Below are 23,587 nucleotides of genomic sequence, written 5' to 3'. Positions count from 1 at the left end.
ATTCTTTATCTTTTCTTGCATCGGCCTGATTGACATGGGCCTGCGATTCATTCACTGAAACGCATCAGGATGTTCGGGAAAGCGGTGTAAATCCGCTACTGCCCCGCAACTGTGAGCGTACCTGGGGTTTTTCCCGTCAAGAACATATGGGGAAGCAGCCAGGAGTCCGGCCAAATGCCACTGAACTTCTCCATCACGGAGAGTTTGGGAAGGCGGTTCGGAGAAGCGCAAGTCAGGAGACCGGTCCTTGGTGTCTATCACCCGCTTACGTTCCGAGGGGAACGGAGGAGAACGATGTCTCTGCCTGTTAATCAGTCCAAGTTAGTCAGTTTGTTTCATGGCCGTTCCAGCCTGTGTTCGCGCTTATTCTGCGCAACGATCCTTCTATTGCTCTCGACAGTAGCTCACGCCGGAGTTATCCGTGGCATCGTCACCGACACTACCGGAGCCACAGTCACCGGTGCATCGATCGTCCTCATGCAGGGCAATAAGGCCGTCTCCACGACAGTCTCCGGCGCCGATGGCACCTATCAATTCGTGACCGGCAAGAGTGGCCGTTTTTCGGTCATCACCAGCGCGCCCAGCTTTCGTGCATTGGAGACACCTGCCTTCTACGCTTCCCAGGGTTCCAACATCGAGCGCTCCATCGTTCTCGAACCACAATGGGTCCATCAGTCGATCGTAGTCACCGCCACTGGAACACCCGTTCCTCAGCAGCAGACCAGCGTCTCCACCACCGTTTTTACCTCGCTGGATCTCGCTCGCCGCGATGATCTGGTCAGCGTCCTCCGCCTTCAGCCCGGCGTCGTCATGGCGCAAACCGGACAGCGTGGCGCACAAGCCTCCATGTTCATTCGGGGTGGAGATTCCAATGCCAGCAAAACCCTCACCGACGGCGTAAACGCCAGCGAAATCGGCGGCATCTTCGACTTCGGCTCCGTCTCTCCAACCGGTATCCAGAGCACCGAAATCTATCGTGGACCAGACAGCAGCCTCTACGGTGCCGACGCAGCCAGCGGCGTAGTCAACTTCAATACTCCGCGCGGATTCGATAACTCTCCCGTAGTTTCCTTCATGGGCGATCTGGGCAACTTCAACACCGCCCGCAACGACCTCCAGCTCGCCGGCAGCCGCAACAAGTTGGACTACTACGGCGCCTATTCCTGGCTGCAGACCGCAAACTCCCTGCCCATGGACCAATACCACGCAGGCACCAGCGTCGGAAACTTCGGCTATCAGCCCATCTCCAGCGTTCAACTTCGCGGCACAGTCCGCTATGGCGTCACTGCCGTTGGAGTTCCAAATGCATGGGATTTCTACGGCATCAGCGACGACCGCAAGCAGAGTGACCAGAACCTCTACATGGGCGGCTCTCTCGATTTTCAGATGACCGCGGACTTCCACAACAAGGTTCAATACGGCGGCACTCGCAAGCGCGAACAATCCATGCAGTGGTACGCAGCAGGCCTCTGTGAACCAGTCGACACCTGCGATCTCCCCTTTCCGGACGCTGGCAATTTCTACGGCAACGATGTCACCATTCGTGGCGCTAACGGAGCCCAGGTTGTAGGCCAGGCCATCCTCGACTACTCCTCCGGCAACGGCTCTGTCTATCCCAATCGCCTCGATCTCGTCACCAATCGCGACGAAATCCAATACGAAGGCGACTTCCACTTCACGCCCCATCTCGTCGGCCTCATCGGCTTTCACTATGAAAACGAACGTGGCACCGAAGTCGAACCTGTCTATTTCCTCAACGATGTCGTGCAGCGCAACAACTACGATTACCTCGCCGAGATTCACGGTGACTTCAAGAGCCGCTTCTTCTACACCGTCGGCGGCAGCCTCGGAAAATATCAGATCATCGGCACGCAGACATCGCCACGCGCCGGTTTCTCCTACTATGTGCTCAAGCCCCGTTCTGGATTCTTCAATGGTACCCGCCTGAGCGGCAACTTTGCCGACGCCGTCCGCGAACCCACGTTGGCCGACCAATCCGGTTCGCTATACACCTTCCTCCTGGCCAATGGCGGTCAGCAGACCATCAACCAACTCCACATTTCACAGCTCGCCGCACCAACCGCGCGAACCTGGGAAGGTGGCATCGAGCAAGACCTGCTCGGCGAACGCATGATCGTCCATCTCAACGTCTTCCACAACCAGTTTGGCCGCCAGATCGAGGGTGTCGGCGCCGGGCTCATTCCACAATTGCTGCCCAATCTCTCCGCGGCAGCACAGCAGCAGCTCGAAGCCTTTCTGAATAACAGTGGCGCCTTTTCGCTGGACATCAACTCACAGGCCTTCCGCGCTCTCGGCGTCGAGTCCACGGTTGAGGGCGGCATCGGTCGCCATATCTTCCTCCGCGGCGGCTATACCTATCTGGATGCAGTAGTCCAGCGCTCGTTCTCCAGCGACAATGAAGCACTCCTCGGAGTTGCCCAGCCCACCTACAACGGCATCCCGATTGGCATCTACTCGCCACTCACCGGAGCACGTCCATTCCGCCGCCCGCCGCACACCGGCTACATCTCCGGCAGCTACGCAGGCCAGCGCTGGACCATCGCCTCGACCGCCGCTTTCTCCAGCCGCAGCGATGACTCCACCTACCTCGGCTATATGGACATCAACCAGGGCAACTCGCTCCTGCTGCCCAATCGCAACCTCGACTACGGCTTCGCCAAGATCGACTTCGGCGGAAGCTTCCAGTTGCTCTCACGCCTGGGCATCTACGGTCAGGCCGAAAACCTCACCAGCAACCAGCACATCGCCCCCATCGGCTACCCCAGCCTCCCATTTAACTTCCGAGTGGGCCTGCGTATCCAGGTAGGCGGCTCCAAAAAAACCAATAATTAGTCCGCCACCTCATATATGATTTTCAAAGTATGAAGCGAGGAGTTCCTCCAATTTTTACCCTGGATGAACTCCTCGTTCTGCGTCCTGATTCCCACACAGGGGATTTTTTAATGGGCGAAATTGCACTCTGTTAATAAACTATTCGTATCCTAGTCGCAGACCGTTCACACTTGGATGAACGTCATCAGCGCATTCTAATAAGAGCGTAGGCACTGAACCTACCTTATGGAAGACAATAACTCATTCTTAACAAAGCACTTCTTGAGGAGAATATGACGACAACCCATTTTCGGCGCTTCGCCGCGGGTACCCTGCTGGCGATCGCTGCTGTTTTGTATTGTTGCGCCCCCGCTCTTGCTCAGCAGACTCTCGGTTCAATCAACGGAACAGTTCTGGACGCATCTGGCGCGGCTGTGCCCAATGCCACGGTAACCGTGATCAACACTCAGATCAGCCTGAGCCGCACTGCCAAATCGCAAGGCAATGGCTTCTTTCAGGTCTTCAACCTGCCCATCGGCACCTATGATGTAAAGATTACCGGTGCCGGTTTTGAAACCACAGACGAAAATGGAATCACCGTGCAGGAAGCACGTGCAACCACCATCGACGTCAGGCTCAAAATAGGTCAGGCATCTGAATCCGTTGAAGTTACGGCAAATCCTCTGCTCAACGCAACGGATGCCACCAACGGCTATACCCTCGATGCAGGGCAGATCGCTGAAACGCCCTTGGCCACTGGCAGCTTCACTCAGCTCGCCGTGCTTTCCCCCGGCGTCAATGCCGAATTACTCAGCGGCCTCGATTCCAACAGCGGCCTCGGCAACCAGCCCATCTGGGCCAACGGTCAGCGCGATACGTCCAATACCATGCAGGTCAATGGCGTTGACGTCACCAACATCTTTAATGGCAAGACTTCGAGCAGCTCAACTTCACAGCGCTACAACTTCAACATCGGCGCAGGCAGCACATCCGGCTCATCATCGGCTGGTACAGGTGTTACCGGCGGAGCTAACCCCACAGGAACCTCGGTTTTTGGTTCGAACGGTAACAGTCTTCCTTCACCAGTGCCCGAGACTATCGAAGAAGTTCGTGTCAATACCTCCATGTATGACGCCCAGCAAGGTGCAACGAGCGGTGCACAAATCGACGTCAACACCAAGACCGGCACCAATGCATTTCATGGGCAGATCTATGGAACCTTTGCCAACAATGCACTCAACGCTTCACCCTTCTTCTTTAACCAGGCATACCAACTCGGCACTGAAGGCATCGGCGCATTTCCCCGATCTCTCCAGAATCCAGAACTGCATCGCTGGACCACAGGCGCCACCGTTGGCGGTCCTCTCTTCCGCGACAAACTCTTTTTCTTCGCGGGATATCAGCGCCGCTACAATTCGGATCAGGCAACTGGTCTGTCGCAAATGACCGTTCCAACCGGGCTCACGGATGATCGTTCGGTTGCCGGTTTAGATGCTGCTGCTGCTTCCTGGGGTAATGGAAAAGCATTTACAGGAACGATTGGCCCGATCGCATCGTCACTCTTGAATGCCAAGTTGCCCAATGGGCAGTACCTGATTCCTTCGGCTCAGGGCGTACCTGGAGCGCCCTATCAATTTGGAGTTCCGAACGTAACGTTGATTGGAACGTCCGTTTTGACCTCGGATCAAGGCACCGGTTCGCTGACCTACACCGTAAATCCAAAAGATAACCTTTCGGTAAAGTATTACTACCAGAGCGATCCAGTCCAAAAGCCCTTTGGCTATTCGCAAACCGGTGGTTTCCCCATTACTCAGGACAACGGGTCCCAGGTTGGCGCGATCGACAATACCATCGCATTCAGTTCGCGTCTGAACTGGGAACAGCGCCTTGGATTCGTTCGCATGAATTCCTACAGCCACTTCACACAGACTGTTGTTAATCCGAATGGGGGCTCAAACTTCGGCATTGGAGATGCAGCACCCTCAACTGCTCCTCCTCTGGCTCCCGGTTTGCCCGGCCTGCTTCTCAGCGGTTTTGCCAATACCCAGGTTGATTCTCCCGGCCTGAAGGTAGGACCTTTTAGCTCATTTGCCGATATGGGCTATACCCAGAACCGTGTGAATCCCTCGACGAACCTCATTCTTTCTTTGGGTAAACACACCATCAAAGCGGGTGGCGGCTACAATTACACGCAGTTGAATATCGACAACAACCGCAGTGGTCTGGCTCAGATCACAACAAAGAACTTCACCAGCTTCCTCGAAGATGCGGTTAAGAGTTCCAATGTGTTGGAAAGCATCGATCCCATCAGCCACCGCAACACGGCCGATCGTTACTACCGCTCCAATGAAATTGCCGCCTATGTAGTGGACAATTGGCAGGCGATGTCAAACCTCAGCATTACCGTGAGTGCCCGTTATGACTACAAGGGCGGTTTGACCGAAAAATACGGCAACATGTTCAACTTCGATCAGTCCTTGTTTGATGTTTCCGGCACAACAGATACAGGCTTCACGGTCAATAACGCAGGTTTCGTTGTCGCTTCGAACAACAAGTACTTCCCCACCAAAGGCGAGAGCGAATCCACGTTGAGCGGCCGTCAATGGGGTATTTCACCCCGCGTTGGCTTTGCCTGGTCTCCCAAGGCCAATCAGGGCAGGGTTGTGTTCAGCGGCGGCGCCGGCATGTATTACGACCGCGGCGAGTTGTTTAATTATCTTTCCCAGCCGGCAGGCAGCGGCACAGGTGGCCCCTTCGGCGTTACTGAGTCTTCTCCGTTAGCCAGCTATATCGTCGGAAAGGGCACAAACCTGTCGAATCCTCTAAACGTAAGCTATGCTGCGCCTAGTGCGGATCCCAGTGTCATCGGGCAGGCGTTGCAAGCTACGTTGAATGGAATGACTGGTAATAGCGCCAAATTCGGTAAGAATTGCGGCGCCGTGGATAACCAGGAAGGTTACACCGACTGCCCGGATGCATTGAACTTTGGCGCTTATAACAAGCGCAATGTTCTGCCTTACACCATCAACTACACCCTCAAATTTCAATGGCAGCCGAGAAACGATATCTCGTTCTCGCTCGGTTACGTAGGCAATCTCGGTCGCCATGCCGTGATCCCAGTTCCGTTGAACGAGCCGGGAATCGCAACATCCAGCAATCCAATTCACGGCGAAACAGGAACCTACGGTTTCCAGGTGCTGAACCAAAACTCATTCACCGGATTTGACTACAACTCAATCGCGGGCGAGCCATGGAATACCGAGGATGGCGGTAACACCGACTTCCGCGTTCCGTTTGTCGGATTCAGCCCCAACGCGGCAATCTTTACCACTGCGGGCAATTCCTCATATAACGATCTCGAAGCGCATCTTGAAAAGAGGCTCTCGCATCACGTCCAGGCAGGCATCAGCTACACGTGGAGCCACTCACTCGACGAGCAAAGCGACATCGGCCTGTTCTTCACGGGTAACAACCCAAATAACCTGAAGCAGTCGTATGCTTCATCTGACTTTGATCGTACCCAGGTTTTCATCGCCAACTTCCAGGTCGAGACTCCGGACTTTGTCCGGCGTAGCTCACCTATGGCGTATATCGCCAATGGTTGGCATCTGACCGGTATTGGCGTCATCCAGAGCGGCGAGCCCTATTCCCTGTATGAGTTCTATGGCGCAGTGGGCAGTGCTTACTTCGGCGACTTCCCAACACTTTCGAATCCAGTGCTCTCGATCAAGGATCCATCGCATCCCAAGCGGGCTCTCACCGGTAACTCCGGTGCGTTCCGTGGCAGCGGTGGCAGCTTCATTCCCCACATCGATCCCACTCAACTTGCCATCAACTATCTGGCTCCTGGACAAAAGGGCGTGCCCGTTTCCACCGGTAACGATCCTCAGGATATTTACGAGACCGATTTTGCTCCGGGCAACCAGCGCAACATCTTCCGCCAGGCAGGTCAGGAGCGCTTGGATCTCTCGATGCGCAAGAGCTTCCACCCCACTACGAAACTCGTCCTGCAGTACGAGTTCAATGTCTTCAACGTAACCAACAGAACCAGCCTTGACGTGCCCCAGAACCAGACGCAGATTCGTCAGGCTTCTGCCTGCTCCAACTCGGCAAAGATGAACGGAGATAATTGCAGCACGAGCGAATACTTCGTAAACTTCGGTCAGATCGTCACCAGCAATAGCAGCGTGGACCAGCAGTCTTCCAAGACAAATCTGGATCAGCTTCCTTTTGCCAATGGCTCCGGACGGGGAACGACGATTCCGACGACACTGCCGGTCGGTGTCGGTTCTTGCTCGGCGTCGGGTTCAGTCGGCAATGGATGCCCCAACAACGGCGCTAACTTCGGATCGGTTACTGGAACTATCGGTGGTTCGCGTGCTGTCACAATGGGTCTGCACGTCACCTTCTAACATCGCTGATCTGGCGCAAACCAAACGAGGTTCCTTCGGGAACCTCGTTTTACGTTGATCGTCTTTATTCAGACAACACTCCATGCGTGATTTCTAAAGATTAGTTGCAAGACAGCAAAGAGCCCCCAGCCGAAGCTGGGGGCTTTTTGTTGTTCTTGCTTCTGCGCCAAAGGCGCGTCTGCTTGAACGGCAGGGCCTAGTACATGCCGTCCATGCCGCCGCCGTGACCGCCGCCTGCTGGCGCCGCTGCCTTGGGCTCCGGAATATCGGAGATCAAAGCTTCAGTGGTCAGCAACAGACCAGCGATGGAAGCTGCGTTCTGCAGTGCTGTGCGGGTTACCTTGGTCGGATCGATGACGCCGGCCTTCACCAGGTCTTCGAACTGGCCAGTGGCCGCGTTGTAGCCGTAGTGAACATCCTTCGACTCGTGGACCTTGCCGACAACCACTGCACCCTCTTCGCCTGCATTGGCGACGATCTGGCGAAGCGGCTCTTCAACTGCGCGGCGAACGATCTGCGCGCCGATCTTCTCATCGCCCTCAAGGGTCTTGATCAGAGCGTCGATTGCAGCAGCCGAACGAACCAGGGCCACGCCGCCGCCGGGGACAATGCCTTCTTCCACAGCCGCACGGGTTGCGTGCAGAGCATCTTCAACGCGAGCCTTCTTTTCCTTCAGCTCGGTCTCAGTTGCCGCACCGACCTTGATGACTGCGACGCCGCCAACCAACTTGGCCAAACGCTCCTGCAGCTTCTCGCGATCGTAGTCGCTGGTGGTCTTTTCGATCTGGCTGCGGATTTCCTTGACGCGGCCCGAGATGGCTGCCGCTTCCCCGGATCCGTCGATGACCGTGGTGTTGTCCTTGTCGATGGTGACGCGCTTGGCGCGGCCGAGCTGCTCCAGCTTGACGCCGTCCAGCTTGATGCCGAGGTCTTCGGTGATGGCTTCGCCGCCCGTGAGGATAGCGATATCGCCGAGCATCGCCTTGCGACGATCGCCAAAGCCAGGAGCCTTGACGGCAGCAACGTTCAGCGTGCCGCGCAGCTTGTTGACCACCAGGGTCGCGAGCGCTTCGCCTTCAACATCCTCTGCAATGATCAGCAGGGGCTTGCTGTTGCGGGCAACCTGCTCGAGCAGCGGCAGAAGATCCTTCATGTTGCTGATCTTCTTCTCGAAGATGAGAATGTACGGATCTTCGAGGACTGCTTCCATGCGGTCGGCATCGGTCACGAAGTAGGGGCTCAGGTAGCCGCGATCGAACTGCATGCCTTCGACGGTCTCGAGGTAGGTCTGCATCGTCTTCGACTCTTCGATCGTGATGACGCCGTCCTTGCCTACGGTCTTCATGGCGCCGGCAATGATCTCGCCGATTTCCACGTCGCCGTTGGCCGAGATGGTGCCAACCTGGGCTACGGAATCATCGTTGACTGGCTTGGACATCGCGCCGAGGGCGCCGCCATCGGTGAACTTGCCTTCCTTGTCGCGAGTACCGATTACGGCAGCAACTGCCTTATCGATGCCGCGCTTGAGGGCGGTCGGGTTCGCTCCGGCTGCAACAGTCTTGACGCCTTCCTTATAGATGGACTGGGCCAGAACGGTTGCGGTCGTGGTGCCGTCACCGGCAACGTCAGAGGTCTTGGAAGCGACTTCCTTGACGAGCTGTGCGCCTACGTTTTCGAGAGCATTGCTGAGCTCGATTTCCTTGGCGACGGTTACGCCGTCCTTTGTGATGGTCGGCGAACCGAACTTCTTCTCAATGACGACATTGCGGCCCTTGGGGCCGAGGGTCACCTTGACGGCGTCCGCGAGGATGTTAACCCCACGCAGGATCGCCTGACGGGAATCTTCTCCGTGCAGAATCTGCTTTGCCATAACTTGAAATCTCCTGTTTCAGAATCATTTGCGCTCGAAAGCGCGTTGAGTGTGTTTCCAATCTCATCAACTTGCGCGTTCAATCACGCGAAGCAATCAAGAGTGCGAAGCACTACTTGCTGAGGATGCCGAGGACTTCTTCTTCACGCATGATCAGCAGCTCTTCGCCGTCGATCTTGATTTCGGTACCGGAGTACTTACCAAAGAGGACGCGATCGCCAGCCTTAACATCGAGAGGGAATACCTTGCCCTCGTCGTTCGACTTGCCTTTGCCCACGGAGAGGACTTCGCCTTCCTGTGGCTTTTCCTTGGCGCTGTCGGGGATAATGATGCCGCCCCGAATGGTTTCACCCTCTTCTACACGGCGAACGAGGATGCGGTCGTGAAGTGGAGTAAAGGTCTTCGTTGTCGATGATGTTGCCATAGTGTTGCTTCTCCTTCGCGCGGGAAGGCTCAGGCCCGCCTCGCGTTTGTGGTTGAAAAAGGTCTTCGGACGCAACTCGCCCGCTTTAGGGGTGAGAGTTTGCGGAGGTCCGCACAGGCTTTAGCACTCTCACTGTCCAACTGCTACAGTAGGCAAGATGGCTTGCCATTGTCAAGTGCACACCGTAAAAATATGAGCGTATCTCGCTCATGAAAATTGCGTAAATTAGAGGCTTCATGATTCGGCTTTGCCGTTCCTGTCCCCTCGCCGCAATCTTGTTGAAAACTCATCCCTTATTTCCAGCTATTAGAATGTGTGGATGGAGATCAAGCGCATCGGTTCGCAGCCCTCAGGCAAAGGTCCGGCAGATTGGTTTACGGGCACTGTACGGATTGACCCGCTATTTCAAGCGCCTGATCCAGCTTTTGTTTCCGGCGCCAGCGTCACATTCGAGCCGGGGGCGCGTACCGCCTGGCACACCCACCCTCTTGGGCAAACCTTGATTGTCACCGCAGGTTGCGGATGGGCTCAGCGGGAAGATGGGCCGATAGAGGAGATTCACCCCGGTGATGTGGTTTGGTTCGCGCCAGGAGAGAAACACTGGCACGGGGCCACCCCATCCACAGCCATGACCCATATCGCAATCCAGGAACGATTAGACGGCAAAGCTGTGGATTGGATGGAACAGGTCAGCAACGAACAATACAAACTGTAAATACAGCCTCAAATAGCCTTTACCCTTACCCTTGCCGTAGTCTTTGCCCTTGCCTTTCTGTCTGTCATTCCCGAAGGGAATCTGCTTTCCCCCCCGCCAAAAGCACAATTACCCCACCACCCACCACCATTGACCTCCGGAATTGACCAGCGGAATTGACCAGCGAGGGTAACCACGGTCTACAATGACAGGATGGTTCGTCGCATGATTTCGTATCGCCGTTTCGTTGTTTCAAGTCTTTTGTTAGCCTCTGTAGTGCTCTGTGGCCTGAACGTGGCCGCTCATGCCCAGGACGATACAAGCAAGCGTGGCCGCAAATACAAGGCTCCGCCACCGACCGCCAAATTTGAAGTGACCGTCGTTCGCGCTTCCACCGGCAAGCCGGTCGAGAACGCTTCCGTGATCTTCCATCCCCTTGAGGATGGCCGCAACAACGGCAACATGGAGCTGAAGACGAACGACGAAGGCAAAGCCTCCCTCGATCTGCTCTCCATTGGTAAGAGTGTTCGTCTGCAGGTAATCGCGCAGGGCTTTCAGACCTTTGGCGAAGATTACCTGGTCGACAAGGATAAGATGGCGGTCGAGATCAAGCTGAATCGCCCGGCCAAGCAGTACTCCATCTATAAAAAGAGTGAAGGCTCGGCTCCGGATAAAGATAAGCCGGCCGATCCGAATGCCAAGCCCGAGGTAGCTCCTCCAGACGCCGGCACTGCGCCCGCGCCCGATGCCCCAAAGGACGGAGCGCCGGCTACTGCACCCAGCGACGCGAAGCCTCAGGATACGACTTCGCCCAAATAAACTACGCAAAATAAACCCAGCGCAAGTGAACCAGGCGCGGTTGAAGTTTTAAACATCAGGGCGGCCTTCGGGTCGCCTTTGAATTTTGACCCGAAACGCATTTCATGAGGAACCATGTCCCATCGTTCGTCGCCTCATTGTTCATCGCCCCCCGATTCGCAAATCGGCCAACCGTTATCAGGCAAAACCGCCCTGGTCACCGGCGGCGCCAAGCGCGTGGGCAGGGAATTGGCATTGGAGCTGGCCCGCGCCGGAGCGAACGTGGTCATCACCTTTCGCGAGTCCGCGGATGAGGCCGCCGATACCGTGCGTGAGCTTGAGAAGACAGGTGTGCGCTCTTTCGCGGTGCAGGCCGACGTTCGTAGCGAAGAGAGTGTGCGCCGTGCCGTAGCGGATACGGTCGATCTCTTCGGTGGACTTGATCTGCTGGTAAACAATGCGGCAGTCTTTGAATCTGCGCCGTTCAGCGAGATCACGCTCGATCAATGGGACAGGGTCTTTGAAACCAATACACGCGGCCCATTTCTAATGGCGCGGGAGGCTTTGCCTCACCTGAAAGCTGCACGCGGACGCATCGTCAATCTAGGCTCGCTGGGCGGCATACATGCATGGGCCACGCATGCTCATTACTGCTCGTCCAAGGCCGCTCTGCACATGCTCACCCAAACCATGGCCAAGGCTTTCGCGCCAGAGGTGAGCGTGAACTGTATTGCGCCGGGCTGGATTGAAATGGGCAATGCAGATGAGCTTGCCAGCCGGTTTGCGGCCAAAACTCCGATGGGGCGTAACGGAGCTGCGCAGGATGTGGCGGAGGCCCTGCTTTTCTTCGCGACAGGCCCCCATTTCATCACAGGACAGATTCTGGCAGTCGATGGCGGCCTGGGCCTCTAGCCTGCCTTCTATCAGTCTGCCTGCTATTTGCCGAAGAGTTTGCTTAAAAATCCCTTGCTCGGCTTTTCAACATCGGGAGAGCTGCGACGCGGAGCCGACTTGACGCTGTCGCCGAATTTGATCGGCGCGCTGTCCCAGACGCCCAGCGCCTCTGGCTGCACCGGCATCTTGGTGCCCAGGAATGCGGCTTTGGGGTTTTCCACGCAGATGCGGCGAGCTGTTTCTTCCCCGGCGCGGTTGGCTGCGTATTCGTAGCCCTTTTTAAGATGCGGAGGACGCCAGTCGAGATTATGGGCGTCAGTCGCAAGGAAGTGGATCCAGTTGCGATCCAGGCACTCGTTGGCAAATGCCTGCGCCGAGTTGCCGAAGCGTCCGTACAGAGACGATGCAGTCACCTGCACAACGCAGCCCATGCGAATCCAATCGGCGAGCATCTGCGGATGCTTCACAATGACCGGGTTTCGCTCGGGATGGGTGATGATGCTGGTATATCCGGCAGCCTTGAGGCGGTGAAGTGCTTCGCCGAGTTGCGGAGGAATCGCCATCTCAGGAAACTCGACCAGCAGATAGCCTTTGCCGCAGATGGAGTACTTGAGCGGATTGCGAATCGCGTCGTGGATGTTATCCGCGTTCAGATGAAAGTCGCAGGCCAGGCCCAGCTCGATTTCGTTACCGAGGTGCGATTGAATCTCCGCCATGCGCTCAGCGTTGAGCTCGGCCTGGTACGGGTAGCTGTCGCTGGAGTGCGGCGTACAGGCGATGCGAGTCACGCCCTCGGAAATGGCTTCTCGCGCCATCGCAATCGAGGTCTCGAGATCGGGCGAGCCGTCGTCGACGCCGTAGATAAGGTGATGGTGGATATCGATCATAGCCCTGCTCTGACTGCTCGGTTGGATGAGTTAGCGAGTGGCGAGTGCATCCACCAGGGATGAGAAAATCTTGAGCCCGTCAGCGGAGCCGAGAAGCTGTTCGCTGGAGCGGTCAGGGTGAGGCATCATGCCCAGCACGTTACGGCCCTTGTTCAGCACTCCCGCAATATTGCCGAGCGATCCGTTGGGGTTCGCTTCAGGAGTGACCTTGCCATCCGGGGTGGCGTAGCGGAAGGCGATGCGGTCTTCGGCTTCGAGTTCGCGTAGCGTCTCGGCGTCGCAATAATAGTTGCCTTCCATGTGACCGATGGGGATCTGGAGAACTTCACCGACACGAAGCTGGCTGGTGAACGGACTGTTGGCCGTCTCGACGCGAAGGTCGACCTGTTTGCAGATGTATTTAAGTCCGGCGTTGCGCATGAGCGCGCCAGGCAGCAGTCCGGCCTCGGTGAGGATCTGGAATCCATTGCAGATGCCCAGGACAAGTCCACCGGCGTCGGCAAAGCGGGTGACGGCCTGCATCACAGGGGAGAAGCGGGCGATGGCTCCGGTGCGGAGGTAGTCGCCGTAAGCGAAACCGCCGGGGACGAGCACTGCGTCCACTCCGCCAAGGTCTTCTGAGTCGTGCCAGAGAAAGCTGACCGGCTGATGGGTAATCTCGGCGATCACGTTATAAGTATCGTGATCGCAGTTAGAGCCTGGGAAGACAAGGACGCCGAATTTCATATATCTAGGGTATCAGTTATGAGGGTTGAGCTAACTGCTTTATGCGCAAGTGAGATTCGCGAGCAAATCGGCGTTGCTGTGAGCGAGTATACGGATTTCCGAGTTTGGCCAGCCAATAGGCAGCTTGAGAAACTGCGAGCAGATCATAGTCGACGCAATCAGACTGCGGATCATATTCCAGTAGAAATCTCTCTTCGCCGCGCTCCACATGCAGCGAGGTTGTGCCATAGCCGAAACCGAAGCGAGTTGGCTCGTCGATGACATAGAGAATGCGGCTGAAATTGACGGACCATAGGCCGAGAGCATAAGCCTCGACCCCGACAGTTTCTCCAACTTCAATCTTTGCATCTGGATTGATTACTCGTACCCAGCCGAGATCAAATTGCTTCCAACCTTTTAGTGCTTGTTTGGCGAGTCCAAAAGATTCTGGCCCACGGCCAATCGTCGAATGAGTATGGTCAAGGACGAACCCTGCGGGCACTCGGATTTTATTAAGCCCGAGGGCGGTATTGAGTAATGTGCTATAGCTGTAGCCAAGGGTCCTGGCGGCCTCCAATTGAGAGGTAAGTTTCGTGACCGACAGCTGGCGTATAGAAAACACGGCTCTAGTACGCCAACGTGAGTTCAGCACCTTTGCCATCATCCGGGATTACAGCTTGCAGCCGGTGGTGATCGGTGTCAAGAGCGGTGGTAACTGGTCCCGACACTGTGCTGGCGCTGGCAGCAGCCTTTGTGGCTCCATAAACTTCGATTGAGAACTGGGACCACCACGGAGTGAAACTGCCTTCACGGGGGCCGATCTTGACGATCAGGCCGCTCGATGTCAGTTCGCAGGAGAACTTGAGGCGCAGAAACTGGCCTTTCTGGTAGGCATAGCTGACGCCGTCGTCGAGGTAGAGGCTGCCTTCGCAGGTTTGGCCTGCGGCGCTGGGTGGATAGACGCGCAGGGTCAGAGGGCCTTCGGGCTTGTCCATGGTGCTTTGAACGAGCGGCTGAATGGGGATGATGGAGCCTGCGCGGGCGAAGACGGGTACGGCGTCGACGCTGGGGTGCAGGAAGATTTGCAGGTCGTTGTCGGGAACGTTGTCATTGCCGACCCGCATCGCTTCCTGGCCCTGGACGTGAATCTTCTCGCCAGTCCAGTAGTTGTACCAGCCAACCGGCGGCAGGACGGCTTCGTAATCGTCGAGCGTGTCGGGATAGGGCGACGGAGCGACGAGCAGGTCGGGGCCCATGAGGAATTCGTTATTGGTGTTCAGATCGAGCGGGTGGCGATCCTTGCTGGCTTCGGGAAATTCGAGGAACAGGGGCCGCATGATGGGGATGCCGGTGCGGCTCATCTCCTCGGCGGTGGTGTAGATGTAGCTCATGAGCTTGTAGCGCTCTTCGATGGCGTGGCGGCGCAGGTTCAGGTCTTGCGTCGTACCGTCTTCCCAGGGCTCCTGGGGGTAGGTGCCCATCGAGGTATGGTCGCGGTCAATAGGATGAAATGCGGCGATCTCCAGCCACTTGGTCAGCAGTTCGGGCTGGGGTGATCCGGCGAATCCGCCTACGTCTGCGCCGGACATGCCGAAGCCGCTCAGTCCAAGATTGATGAGCTGGGGAGTGGTTTGGCGAAGGTGGTTCCAGGTGCTGGAGTTGTCGCCGGTCCATGTGGCTGAATAGCGCTGCCCACCTGCATAGCTGGCGCGCGTGAGCACGAATGGCCGCACGTCAGGCGAGATCTTGCGCAGCCCTTCATAGGTGCCGCGTGAGTTCTCCATGCCGAAGACGTTGTGGATCTCAAGATGAGTTGCCGTGCGCTTGGCAAAGCCCGGCTCGTCGATGCGGTGCTGCACGTTATCGGGCATGGTTTTAGAAGCTACTTCAAAGAGCGCAGGTTCGTTCATGTCGTTCCAGAAACCGGCAACGCCGCGTCCTGCGAAATCCGCGTACAGGGTACCCCACCAGTCGCGGCTCGACTTCTGTGTAAAGTCCGGAAAGACAGACGGCCCCGGCCACACGATTCCGCTATAGACCGAGCCATCTGGATTGTGGACGAAGTGATCTCCCGCGATGCCTTCGTCATAGGGTTTATAGCCCTGGTTGGGGAGCTTGGCAATATGCAGGTCGGTGATCAGGATGGTGTGCAGATGCTCGGCCTTGAGGTCTTTGATCATCTGGTCAAAGTGCGGGAACTTATCGGGATCGACGGTGAACGGCCGGTTCTTGAGCTGATAGTCGATGTCGAGATAGATCGCGTCCGCAGGGATACGCTCGCTGCGCAGGCGGTCTGCGATGCGGCGCACTTCTGTCTCGGGATAATAGCTGTAACGGGACTGCTGATAACCGAGCGTCCACATGGGCGGCAGCGGAGTTGCGCCGGTCATCCATGCCCATTCGCTCAGCACGGCTTTGGGTTCGGGGCCGTAGAGAATGTAGTAGTCGAGCGGTCCATTTTCAGCGCCAAAGGAGTAGCCGTCGCGAAGCTCCTTGTTGAAGTCGAAGCTGGAGCGCCAGGTGTTGTCGAGAAAAATCCCGGCAGCAACACCCTTGCGGAAGGTCATGAAGAAGGGAATCGATTTATAGATTGGGTCGGTGGATTCCTGCCAGCCGTACGAATCGGTATTCCAGTTGGTAAAGGCCTCGTCGCGGCGGTCGAGCGGGCCTGGTTTGTCGCCGAGTCCGAAGTAGTGTTCGTCTTCAGGGGATCGCTTATAAACGCGAAAACCGGTGCCGTGAAACTCCACTGGATGCTCGGGAATATCTTCGGTGATTACATTTCCAGCCAGATCGGTAACTGTCAGCACCAGTGGTGTGCGTTGGATTGAAACCCGAAGCTTGCCCGTGGCGAATCCAACCGCTTTGCCGCTGCTCTCGGCCTTGACCGGGATCTTGCTCCTCCTCGCTTCTTCGAGGACTGCCCAGGAAGCATCTTCGGGCAGCGCCCGGGCTGCTCCAACGCGAACACGTAAAAGGTCATCCCGTAACGCAGTTACCTGCAGAATCGCCTGACCGGAGTGGATTTCAATTCCGTTCGGCAGCGGCTTTGTTTCTGTCACCCGGTCGAGCGAAACGTGAACAGGCACAGGCGCGGAACCGCCATCTTGCGCCCAAAGCACGGAAGGAACTCCTGTTGCCAGACCCATCGCTAGAACCAGCGACGGGATGCCGAAACGATTCATCGTAAACACAAGACACTCCTGAGGATGATACAGATACACAGCCGAAGAATACTGTATCGCCGCCTGAAGTGGCGCTATTTGTGAAAGAATTAGTACTCGGGAATTCGGGGCATCTAAGTGTGTAGAAGACGGTTCCGCAGGCCAGCGTGTTGTATTCTTCGGTTAGAGAAATCGATTCTGAATGGCCCGCGCAAGCGTTTCCTAGGTGCTCATGGGTATGGATGTTGTAGCTCTGGTGCGATTCCTTCTGGTAGGGATCGCGCTGCTACTCGCATTTTTGGCGGTGATTACCTGGAGTCGACGCAAGGATGCGCCCGGCGCGGGTACCTTCAGCATTTTGATCGGTTGCATGGCGATCTATGCTTTGGGTTACTCGGGCGAAGTAGCGCAAACCACCGTCGCTAATGCCAGATTCTGGCTTGATATCGAGTATCTCGTTTTGCCCTGGACGCCGGGTTTCTGGCTGCTGGCCGCATGCCAGTACACGCATCGCAAAGTGCGCATCCCCCTGCTGTTTATCATTCCGTCGATCTCTTTTGTCGATCATTACTTCAACTTCTACAATTCCTTCTACAACGCTCCGTTCACCATACGGCAGAATGGCCCATTTTATGTTTTGGAGATGGGCCGCGGACCAGTCTCCATGCTGGACAATGCTTATCTTCTTGTAGCGTTTCTGGCCGGCGCATGGATCTATCTATCGGGCCTCCGCAATGCATCGTCGCTGTTTCGCAAGCAGGCACTCGTCCTGTTGCTAAGCTCACTGCTACCTGTTGCCGGATACTTCTTCTATCTGATGGGCCTTAGCCCGTGGGGGCTGGATATTACGCCCATCACGCTCGGCATCAGTAGCTGCCTTTTTTACTACGGCTACTTCCATTGCGGACTCTATAATCTTGCACCGGTTGCACGTGCATTGATCTTCAACAGTATTCGCGACGCCGTACTGATTCTCGATATGCATGGCCGTTTGCTGGACTTCAATCCAGCCGCATCGGCGCTTCTGCCGATGCTCGATAAACGCGTTGTCGGATCGGATACGGCAACGCTTCTCCGCAACTATCCCGAACTCGTGCAGACCCTGCAGGGGAACGAAAAATCCCGTGAGCTGGTCATGGGCACCGCGAATTTACCGGTGTACTGTGAAGTGCGTACCTGGCCTCTGACGACGGACAACAGGCAGGTTGGACGCGCGTTGATCGTCTCCGATGTAACCGCACAGGTTCGGCTTCGCGAAGAGCTGCGCAGCCGTGCGGAAACCGATTTTCTGACAGGAGTAGCCAACCGGCGGCGCTTTTTGCAGGCAATCGAGGTCGAGTGTATCCGGTTCAGCCGCAATCATACCCCGCTCTCTCTGCTCATGATCGACCTCGATCACTTCAAGCAGGTAAACGATGAATGCGGCCATCCCGCTGGCGATGTTGTGCTTTCCACCGTTGCACAGCGGCTCCTCGGCTGCCTTCGCAAAACCGATCTGCTCGCTCGCTTCGGGGGTGAGGAGTTCGCTGTAATGTTGCCCGAAACCCGCATCGAAGGCGCGATGATCATTGCAGAACGCATCCGTGCGACAGTTGCTCAATATCCGATTAAGGTGGATGAACGCCACATCTTCATCAGCGTGAGCGTCGGCGTAGCCACGCATGAAGGCGACTGGGATGCCGATCCCAAGGTGCTGATCAAAGAGGCCGACCTGGCGCTCTATCGCGCCAAGGCAGCAGGCCGTAATCGTATTGAAGTTCTATAAAGCCTATGGATTAGGCTTGGCCGCAGCTGGAGTCGTCGCCGGAGCGGTCGTTGTCCCCGCCGGTTTCGCGGTAGTTGCAGGCTTACGCTTCTTTTTCACTGGCTTCTTTACCGGAGCCGGTGCTGGCGGCGCAGTGACCACAGGGCAAACCGGCATTGGCTGCGTCTTCAACGCGATCTGCAAATCGGCCACATGCTTTTCCTGGGTGGATGCCATCTCCTGAAGGCTGTCGTCCAGCGCGTGACGAGCCTTTTCTACGCCAACCATTGCCTGTTGCAACTGCGTAACCTGCTCGCCGGGCGCGGCCACGCGAGATCCATCGACAACCCGCACCAACACGTCATAGAGTGCGTCCACGTTGCGGGAGACAGGAAGCGACTTGCTCATCGTCACAGGCGGCTGATCGGCGTCGGCAAGCAATGCAGGCAGAGTCGATTGCAGGTCGCGCATGATCGAACTGATATTCGCGGCTGCCTCCCCGCGCACTGTGCCGCCTTTCCACTTCTCCAGGTTCAGGCCGCCCAGCGTTTGCTGCAATGTGTCGAGCGCCGGTTTCAGAATGCTGGATGGAGTGGTCGCCGCAGTAGATGAGCCAGTGGGAGCAGCCTGTGCCGATGCGGCCGGATTACCTGCCTGTGGCGCTGCGGTTTGCCCGGCCTGAGCCGTAGCAGGAGCAATGCAGAGGAGGCAAAGGAGCCAGATGGGAGAGACCAGCAAAGTTGCCTTTAAAGCCGCCTTCAAAGTTGCCATTGACGCTAAGCTTGCCCTCCAGGCAGGGTTCCAGCCCGCATTTCCGGCTGTGTATGAAATATGCATGGTTTTAATCCTCCCGCGATCTGGCTCACCCATGTGCGCATATCTTAAACCACGAGCAATCAACAAGCTGAGCAATAGATAGATTGCACAGAGATTGCAGAGCGACCGCAGACTTCAAACAAAATCCACCGGGCCGGATCTATTTCGAGCTGGATCTATTTAACGCTCATATCCCCGTCGACATCCACAATCAGCCAGTCTCCCTGGATCACCATCGAGTGAATCTTCAGCCGGTCGAGAGTCAGCGTGTACCCGGTGCTCAGTGTTGAGCCCTCCAGCGCCTTGCGGAGCACATCCGCAGCGTTCACCTTCAGGCTCGAAGGAATCTGGTTTTTTAGAAATGGCATCAGCAGAAAATTCAATTCTTTTGAGTCACTTACGTGCTCTACACGAGCGTCGCGAAAGCCGATTGTCTCACCCTGCGCGTCCGGAATCATCGACACTTCGGCTGCCGGAGACAGGTTCACTCCGATGCATTTGCCCGCAATCGAGGTTCCCAGTTTGGCGTGGGTTTTGATCTTTACAAGCACGCGGTCGGCATCGAAGCTTAACTCCGGTTTTTCCGCGTAAACGGCGCAGGCCGACTTCGCATCGCCTTTCAGATAGTACCGGCCATCGGGTCCGTTGAACATTTGTTGCTTCAGCGTCCGATCAAGCGCGGCACGGCTAATCTTCAACTCCACCGCCGCAGCCCGCACAGGCAACACAACGGCTATAAGCAGGGCAATCAAAAGCAAAACAACAGAAAAGGGAAGTCGTCGCATCGTGTAATAACTCAAGAATATCGCTTTGATGCGACGTTATCGTCAAAAGTTTTTTTCTGTACCATCCCAGCCGCAGAGAGCAGTTCTTGCCGTTGCCCTCGCCCTCGCCCTTGCAGTTGCAATTGTCTTTGTCCTTGCCTTTGCCTTTCTGGCTGTCATTCCCGAAGGGAATCTGCTGTTACCCTCACCCTCGCCCTTTTGTCCGCCATTCCCGAAAGGAACCCGCTTACCCACCCAGCACAAGGACAACCACCCCACCACCAGCATCACTTTGCTATTGATTTTTGGAGGAAAAATCCTTAAAATAAGAACTTCGTAGACTTCCAGCATTCCTATCCGTATGCGCTCGATAGTTTCTGTGCTGATCGCTCCCGTGATCGCACCTAAATCCGGGTGGACCGTAGATTCAATTGCTGGACTAATTGCTGGTAAATTCGCAATCACCTTTCCAAAGAGGGAAAAAAATCGATGGCAAAGCGTCGTGGAAATCCAAATTGGGGCAAGCCGGAGCCCATCGGGCCAGTTGTGCCCACAGTCACATCCTTCGAGCAGATCGTCAAGGAATTCAAGCTGACCCCGGATCAGTACATCCGTTCTACCCGGCTCCGTGAATGGGCTCGCCGCAACCGGAACTCCAAGTACATTCCGGAAGCGCTCCTCGAGGCCTGGGGCTTCGAAATCGAATCCACACTTTAAATAAGTTTCTTAAGCTGCTCATTCTTCGAGTGATCAGGCTTTGAGCAATCAATAAACTAAAGGCGCTGAATCCATCTTGGATTCAGCGCCTTTTTGCTTTTCTGGCTCTCTGATTTTTTACTTTTCTGCTTTTTTAATTCTCTTGTTGCATCACCTGAGCCAGAATGAGGGGGTTACTCCGCAACGCCGCTGGTAATCTGCGCACAATCCATGCGCAGCGTGCCATTGTCGTTGAAAACCAACCCGTAGAAACGAAATACGCCGCCAGTCGTGATTGCGTCGCTATTGGGCATTTGAGTGTTGCTGTCGGTGTAGACGATTACGGTATTGGGCTTTGGCAACAGGTTAGTTTGTCCGGGTTGCGTGGCAAATTGCGGGAAAATATCGTAGGGCGCTAGTTTCACGGTGTAGGTGGTAAAGCTTCCGCTTGTAGAAACAGCACTCACTGTGCCATTTATCGTCTGAGGTATCAGCGTCATTGTGGCTATCGGAAGAAAGTTCAAACCCTCCCCATACGCGGTAGCTTGAGTGGTCAGGGTCAGATTCTGACCGGGGACCATGTTGGCCGCATTGAAGCTGGCTGTGAATGGAAGCGTGGCGAGATTTTCAAGCTGACTTGAAATTTGAAAGTTCGCACTGCCGAAATTGACAGGGCCTCCTACGTCTGATGGGAGAGGACCCTCTTGAGTTAGCCCAAAAATGTCCGCGAACGGCGCCGCCACAAAAGTGGGTACGCCGGTTAGAGCGGTCAAGGTTGTGGTCTCGGTGCTGATGACCTCAACCCGGGTTGCCAACAGCGATCCGTCTGGCTGAATAGCGAGATCCATATCCACGGGCAGCCCTGCGGTAAGTTGTGAAGCACCCGCAATAGCCTGGAAGCTGGTGTTGCCGTTTACGACCGCGTGCCAGGTTGGAGGATTCAATGCTTCCTCGCCATCCACGAGCGCGCTCACAGTGAACCCTGTTCCGCCTGTATCCACGGAGCTGATTAGTCCCTGAAGGCCAGGCGCGATAACGTTGGCGGTGTTTGTTGGCTGTGCTGCAAAAGCTATTGGTGTCAGGTTGAAGGCCGATGTAACCCCGTGTAAGGACTCGTATTGGGCCAGGCTTGTTGGGCATCCCCCCGAAAGGGATGCAATCTGCAGATTGAGGACCAATCCCATAGCCGCCCCGGTTACAGTAACTGGATTCGGCAGGCCTACTGTGCCGTCCGGGTCAGATGCGAATTCATATATGAAAGTATCTCCGGGAACTTGAATGGTGCAGTAAGAGGTGGAGTTATTATAGGTCGCGGCTGCCGAGACATACACGTCTTGCGGAATACTGACGGTGACCAGTGGCTCAACATGGCCATTTAAGTGGATGAACTCGTCGCTCACCGGCGATGCGAGCACGGTGACCTGCTTGCCTGACTGGCTTGTGAGCGTCAGGGATTCCAGCGTAGTGCCAAAGGACATTACTTGGTCATTTGCAGTGCTAGATGCAAGAAGGACAACCTTCGTATTACCGCTGAGAGGGGTGCTGGTTCCGGCGCAGCCGGAGACAAGAGCTGCAGCAATTGCGATTGCAAGTATGGGTTGGGCAGAAGTAAAACAAAATCTGGGTACGCGGGCGAGGCGAGAGGATTGACTAATCATGAGCCTTCTTTTTGGAGCCGTATATTTGAGTTAGGGTGAGTTCTCGCAATTATATCCGGTTCGCTCCTTACCCGAGATTTTCCAGTCTCGGCGGATTCTTCTGAATCAGGGTGTATCGCCGGCCAACGGAAAATAATCTTAGCCCACCTTTGGATTCATAATCCCGAGGGCGTAGTTTTTTCATTTGGGTAAGGGGTTGAAACTCATCTGCCGGCCTGAGACTGCCTGGTTCAGAAAGGGAGCAGCACGAGGGGTACAACTATTCCCGCAAGCAACAAGCCGGTGACCAGCAGTTTGTTGTGCTGATACTTGTAGCTCATGTATACGCCGGTCAGGGTGGAGATAAAGAGCCCAATCGAGACCAGCAGAAAGAAGATCTTCATCGGCAAGTGGCTCTTTACTGGCGCTGAAGAAGTCTTCTGTCCCTGCGGCCCGGCTGCTGGTTTCTCATTCGCGGCGGGCTTTGGCTTTCGAACAGGAATCACCGTCGTCTGCTTCTTATGCAACTGCCCCAACGTGACGATCCATGCGGGCGGTTTGTAGTCGCTGCCCTGGGTGGTTTCGTGCAGGCTGAATGTCTGCATTGCGCCTGTGAACGCAAAGAACAGAAGCGCGGGTGCAATGAAAATCCCAATGTAAAGATGGACTTTGCGTAAAAATCGGAGAACGGCGTGCGATCGGGACATAGATTCCTGGGTAAAAAGTGGATGCAATTAGAATTGCGACTAAATTAGTCCGATTTAGTTTAAAAGACTTCCCGTTGAGGCGCAAGAGGCATTAGTTTCTGCGATTGAGCCTAGCGCCGGAGCTTCCGCTTGTTGTCAGCCTTGATCCAGTACTGGAATGCGTCTGTATAGAGTTCGCCGGGAAGATCGGCCACTCGCTCTTCCATCCGTGTCTGTGCGTCTGCAACCGCGCGGTTGTAAATGACTGGGCCGATCTCTTCCAGGAAGAAGTTCAACAGCAGGTTTGCTGGCAGATCGCCGATCGGTTCCGAAAGGTTCTCTTGAAAGTAGCGTTGAATGGAAGCAATTGCGTCCGCCCGCGCCTGCTTGGATATCTCGATAGCCGTCATCTCCAACTCCTCAAGCTCAGCATATATGCCGCTGGCAAGTGCGATGGATGGTTTCTTCTTATGAACAGGCGAATCGAATCTGCTGTAAAAGTAATCCAAATGTAACTTGATTTTGTAAACCAGAATCTGAGTCTTCAGAACATGTATCTTTGTC

19 protein-coding genes and 1 riboswitch are annotated in these 23,587 nt (G+C 55.7%); of the genes, 8 read left to right on the top strand and 11 right to left on the bottom strand.

Translation table 11 applies throughout. From position 1 onward, the window contains the following. Positions 1-26 precede the first annotated feature (26 nt). A riboswitch (cobalamin riboswitch) is annotated at positions 27-263 on the top strand. Between the two features lie 31 nt (positions 264-294). Together OHL19_RS12885 and OHL19_RS12880 are read left to right on the top strand one after the other, a co-directional pair. Next, complete coding sequence (locus OHL19_RS12885) at positions 295-2,853, top strand: TonB-dependent receptor (RefSeq protein WP_263358105.1); 2,559 nt, start codon at positions 295-297, stop codon at positions 2,851-2,853. Positions 2,854-3,125: 272 nt separating this feature from the next. Continuing rightward, positions 3,126-7,244: a TonB-dependent receptor gene (locus tag OHL19_RS12880; protein WP_263358104.1), complete on the top strand. Its 4,119-nt coding sequence runs from the start codon at positions 3,126-3,128 to the stop codon at positions 7,242-7,244. Between the two features lie 196 nt (positions 7,245-7,440). Here OHL19_RS12880 and groL read toward each other — a convergent pair whose 3' ends face one another. Beyond that, positions 7,441-9,114 (bottom strand): chaperonin GroEL, encoded by a 1,674-nt coding sequence (gene groL / locus OHL19_RS12875; RefSeq protein ID WP_263358103.1) that lies wholly within the window; start codon positions 9,112-9,114, stop codon positions 7,441-7,443. A gap of 112 nt (positions 9,115-9,226) precedes the next feature. Beyond that, positions 9,227-9,538 (bottom strand): co-chaperone GroES, encoded by a 312-nt coding sequence (locus OHL19_RS12870; RefSeq protein WP_263358102.1) that lies wholly within the window; start codon positions 9,536-9,538, stop codon positions 9,227-9,229. Between the two features lie 319 nt (positions 9,539-9,857). On the opposite strand from OHL19_RS12870, the gene OHL19_RS12865 reads away from it, so the two are divergent. The 3 genes from OHL19_RS12865 to OHL19_RS12855 all read left to right on the top strand — a co-directional run bounded on the left by OHL19_RS12865 (position 9,858) and on the right by OHL19_RS12855 (position 11,942). Beyond that, positions 9,858-10,253 carry a (R)-mandelonitrile lyase gene (locus OHL19_RS12865; protein WP_263358101.1) on the top strand — a complete coding sequence of 132 codons (396 nt, stop codon included), beginning with the start codon at positions 9,858-9,860 and terminating at the stop codon, positions 10,251-10,253. 204 nt (positions 10,254-10,457) lie between these two features. Further along, a complete protein-coding gene (locus OHL19_RS12860) occupies positions 10,458-11,051 on the top strand; it encodes a hypothetical protein (RefSeq protein ID WP_263358100.1) in 594 nt (197 codons plus the stop codon). A 114-nt stretch (positions 11,052-11,165) separates the two neighbouring features. After that, the gene (locus tag OHL19_RS12855) at positions 11,166-11,942 is read left to right on the top strand and encodes an SDR family NAD(P)-dependent oxidoreductase (RefSeq protein ID WP_263358099.1); all 777 of its coding nucleotides are present in this window, start codon (positions 11,166-11,168) and stop codon (positions 11,940-11,942) included. A 23-nt stretch (positions 11,943-11,965) separates the two neighbouring features. Here the strand turns inward: OHL19_RS12855 and OHL19_RS12850 are convergent, their stop codons facing one another. The 4 genes from OHL19_RS12850 to OHL19_RS12835 are packed head-to-tail and all read right to left on the bottom strand — an operon-like array spanning position 11,966 to position 16,701. Then, a complete protein-coding gene (locus OHL19_RS12850; protein WP_263358098.1) occupies positions 11,966-12,811 on the bottom strand; it encodes a tyrosine-protein phosphatase in 846 nt (281 codons plus the stop codon). 30 nt (positions 12,812-12,841) lie between these two features. Further along, positions 12,842-13,537: a phosphoribosylformylglycinamidine synthase subunit PurQ gene (gene purQ / locus OHL19_RS12845; protein ID WP_263358097.1), complete on the bottom strand. Its 696-nt coding sequence runs from the start codon at positions 13,535-13,537 to the stop codon at positions 12,842-12,844. Between the two features lie 16 nt (positions 13,538-13,553). After that, the gene (locus OHL19_RS12840) at positions 13,554-14,180 is read right to left on the bottom strand and encodes a DUF1990 domain-containing protein (protein WP_263358096.1); all 627 of its coding nucleotides are present in this window, start codon (positions 14,178-14,180) and stop codon (positions 13,554-13,556) included. After that, positions 14,143-16,701, bottom strand: coding sequence for a glycoside hydrolase family 31 protein (locus OHL19_RS12835; protein ID WP_263358377.1), 2,559 nt, complete (start codon positions 16,699-16,701; stop codon positions 14,143-14,145). Before OHL19_RS12835 ends, OHL19_RS12840 begins: the two co-directional genes overlap by 38 nt. A 217-nt stretch (positions 16,702-16,918) precedes the next feature. On the opposite strand from OHL19_RS12835, the gene OHL19_RS12830 reads away from it, so the two are divergent. After that, the gene (locus OHL19_RS12830; protein WP_263358095.1) at positions 16,919-18,445 is read left to right on the top strand and encodes a histidine kinase N-terminal 7TM domain-containing diguanylate cyclase; all 1,527 of its coding nucleotides are present in this window, start codon (positions 16,919-16,921) and stop codon (positions 18,443-18,445) included. 3 nt (positions 18,446-18,448) lie between these two features. Here OHL19_RS12830 and OHL19_RS12825 read toward each other — a convergent pair whose 3' ends face one another. Then, positions 18,449-19,195: a hypothetical protein gene (locus OHL19_RS12825; RefSeq protein ID WP_263358094.1), complete on the bottom strand. Its 747-nt coding sequence runs from the start codon at positions 19,193-19,195 to the stop codon at positions 18,449-18,451. Positions 19,196-19,416: 221 nt separating this feature from the next. Continuing rightward, entirely contained in the window at positions 19,417-20,025 is a 609-nt protein-coding gene (locus tag OHL19_RS12820) for a hypothetical protein (protein ID WP_263358093.1), read from the bottom strand. 28 nt (positions 20,026-20,053) lie between these two features. On the opposite strand from OHL19_RS12820, the gene OHL19_RS12815 reads away from it, so the two are divergent. Both OHL19_RS12815 and OHL19_RS12810 read left to right on the top strand, forming a co-directional pair. Next, entirely contained in the window at positions 20,054-20,344 is a 291-nt protein-coding gene (locus OHL19_RS12815) for a hypothetical protein (protein WP_263358092.1), read from the top strand. 149 nt (positions 20,345-20,493) lie between these two features. Beyond that, a complete protein-coding gene (locus OHL19_RS12810) occupies positions 20,494-20,721 on the top strand; it encodes a hypothetical protein (protein ID WP_263332867.1) in 228 nt (75 codons plus the stop codon). A 173-nt stretch (positions 20,722-20,894) separates the two neighbouring features. Here OHL19_RS12810 and OHL19_RS12805 read toward each other — a convergent pair whose 3' ends face one another. The 3 genes from OHL19_RS12805 to OHL19_RS12795 all read right to left on the bottom strand — a co-directional run bounded on the left by OHL19_RS12805 (position 20,895) and on the right by OHL19_RS12795 (position 23,433). Then, positions 20,895-22,178, bottom strand: a complete 1,284-nt coding sequence (locus tag OHL19_RS12805; RefSeq protein ID WP_263358091.1) for a DUF5666 domain-containing protein — start codon at positions 22,176-22,178, stop codon at positions 20,895-20,897. Positions 22,179-22,588: 410 nt separating this feature from the next. Continuing rightward, positions 22,589-23,044, bottom strand: coding sequence for a PepSY domain-containing protein (locus OHL19_RS12800; RefSeq protein WP_263358090.1), 456 nt, complete (start codon positions 23,042-23,044; stop codon positions 22,589-22,591). A 110-nt stretch (positions 23,045-23,154) separates the two neighbouring features. Then, positions 23,155-23,433, bottom strand: a complete 279-nt coding sequence (locus OHL19_RS12795; RefSeq protein WP_263358089.1) for a DUF2164 domain-containing protein — start codon at positions 23,431-23,433, stop codon at positions 23,155-23,157. Between the last annotated feature and the right edge of the window lie 154 nt (positions 23,434-23,587).

Source organism: Acidicapsa ligni (assembly GCF_025685655.1).
Taxonomy (GTDB): Bacteria; Acidobacteriota; Terriglobia; order Terriglobales; family Acidobacteriaceae; genus Acidicapsa; species Acidicapsa ligni.
Note: the sequence above shows the minus strand (reverse complement) of the source record. Positions and strands in the feature narration are given on the sequence as shown.

What these genes read in the sequence shown, in the direction of transcription:
- OHL19_RS12885 (WP_263358105.1), top strand. Translation starts at nt 295, where the DNA reads ATGTCTCTGCCTGTTAATCAGTCCAAGTTAGTCAGTTTGTTTCATGGC.
- OHL19_RS12880 (WP_263358104.1), top strand. Translation starts at nt 3,126, where the DNA reads ATGACGACAACCCATTTTCGGCGCTTCGCCGCGGGTACCCTGCTGGCG.
- groL (WP_263358103.1), bottom strand. Translation starts at nt 9,114, where the DNA reads ATGGCAAAGCAGATTCTGCACGGAGAAGATTCCCGTCAGGCGATCCTG.
- OHL19_RS12870 (WP_263358102.1), bottom strand. Translation starts at nt 9,538, where the DNA reads ATGGCAACATCATCGACAACGAAGACCTTTACTCCACTTCACGACCGC.
- OHL19_RS12865 (WP_263358101.1), top strand. Translation starts at nt 9,858, where the DNA reads ATGGAGATCAAGCGCATCGGTTCGCAGCCCTCAGGCAAAGGTCCGGCA.
- OHL19_RS12860 (WP_263358100.1), top strand. Translation starts at nt 10,458, where the DNA reads ATGATTTCGTATCGCCGTTTCGTTGTTTCAAGTCTTTTGTTAGCCTCT.
- OHL19_RS12855 (WP_263358099.1), top strand. Translation starts at nt 11,166, where the DNA reads ATGTCCCATCGTTCGTCGCCTCATTGTTCATCGCCCCCCGATTCGCAA.
- OHL19_RS12850 (WP_263358098.1), bottom strand. Translation starts at nt 12,811, where the DNA reads ATGATCGATATCCACCATCACCTTATCTACGGCGTCGACGACGGCTCG.
- purQ (WP_263358097.1), bottom strand. Translation starts at nt 13,537, where the DNA reads ATGAAATTCGGCGTCCTTGTCTTCCCAGGCTCTAACTGCGATCACGAT.
- OHL19_RS12840 (WP_263358096.1), bottom strand. Translation starts at nt 14,180, where the DNA reads ATGATGGCAAAGGTGCTGAACTCACGTTGGCGTACTAGAGCCGTGTTT.
- OHL19_RS12835 (WP_263358377.1), bottom strand. Translation starts at nt 16,701, where the DNA reads ATGAATCGTTTCGGCATCCCGTCGCTGGTTCTAGCGATGGGTCTGGCA.
- OHL19_RS12830 (WP_263358095.1), top strand. Translation starts at nt 16,919, where the DNA reads ATGGATGTTGTAGCTCTGGTGCGATTCCTTCTGGTAGGGATCGCGCTG.
- OHL19_RS12825 (WP_263358094.1), bottom strand. Translation starts at nt 19,195, where the DNA reads ATGGCAACTTTGAAGGCGGCTTTAAAGGCAACTTTGCTGGTCTCTCCC.
- OHL19_RS12820 (WP_263358093.1), bottom strand. Translation starts at nt 20,025, where the DNA reads ATGCGACGACTTCCCTTTTCTGTTGTTTTGCTTTTGATTGCCCTGCTT.
- OHL19_RS12815 (WP_263358092.1), top strand. Translation starts at nt 20,054, where the DNA reads ATGCGACGTTATCGTCAAAAGTTTTTTTCTGTACCATCCCAGCCGCAG.
- OHL19_RS12810 (WP_263332867.1), top strand. Translation starts at nt 20,494, where the DNA reads ATGGCAAAGCGTCGTGGAAATCCAAATTGGGGCAAGCCGGAGCCCATC.
- OHL19_RS12805 (WP_263358091.1), bottom strand. Translation starts at nt 22,178, where the DNA reads ATGTCCTTTGGCACTACGCTGGAATCCCTGACGCTCACAAGCCAGTCA.
- OHL19_RS12800 (WP_263358090.1), bottom strand. Translation starts at nt 23,044, where the DNA reads ATGTCCCGATCGCACGCCGTTCTCCGATTTTTACGCAAAGTCCATCTT.
- OHL19_RS12795 (WP_263358089.1), bottom strand. Translation starts at nt 23,433, where the DNA reads ATGACGGCTATCGAGATATCCAAGCAGGCGCGGGCGGACGCAATTGCT.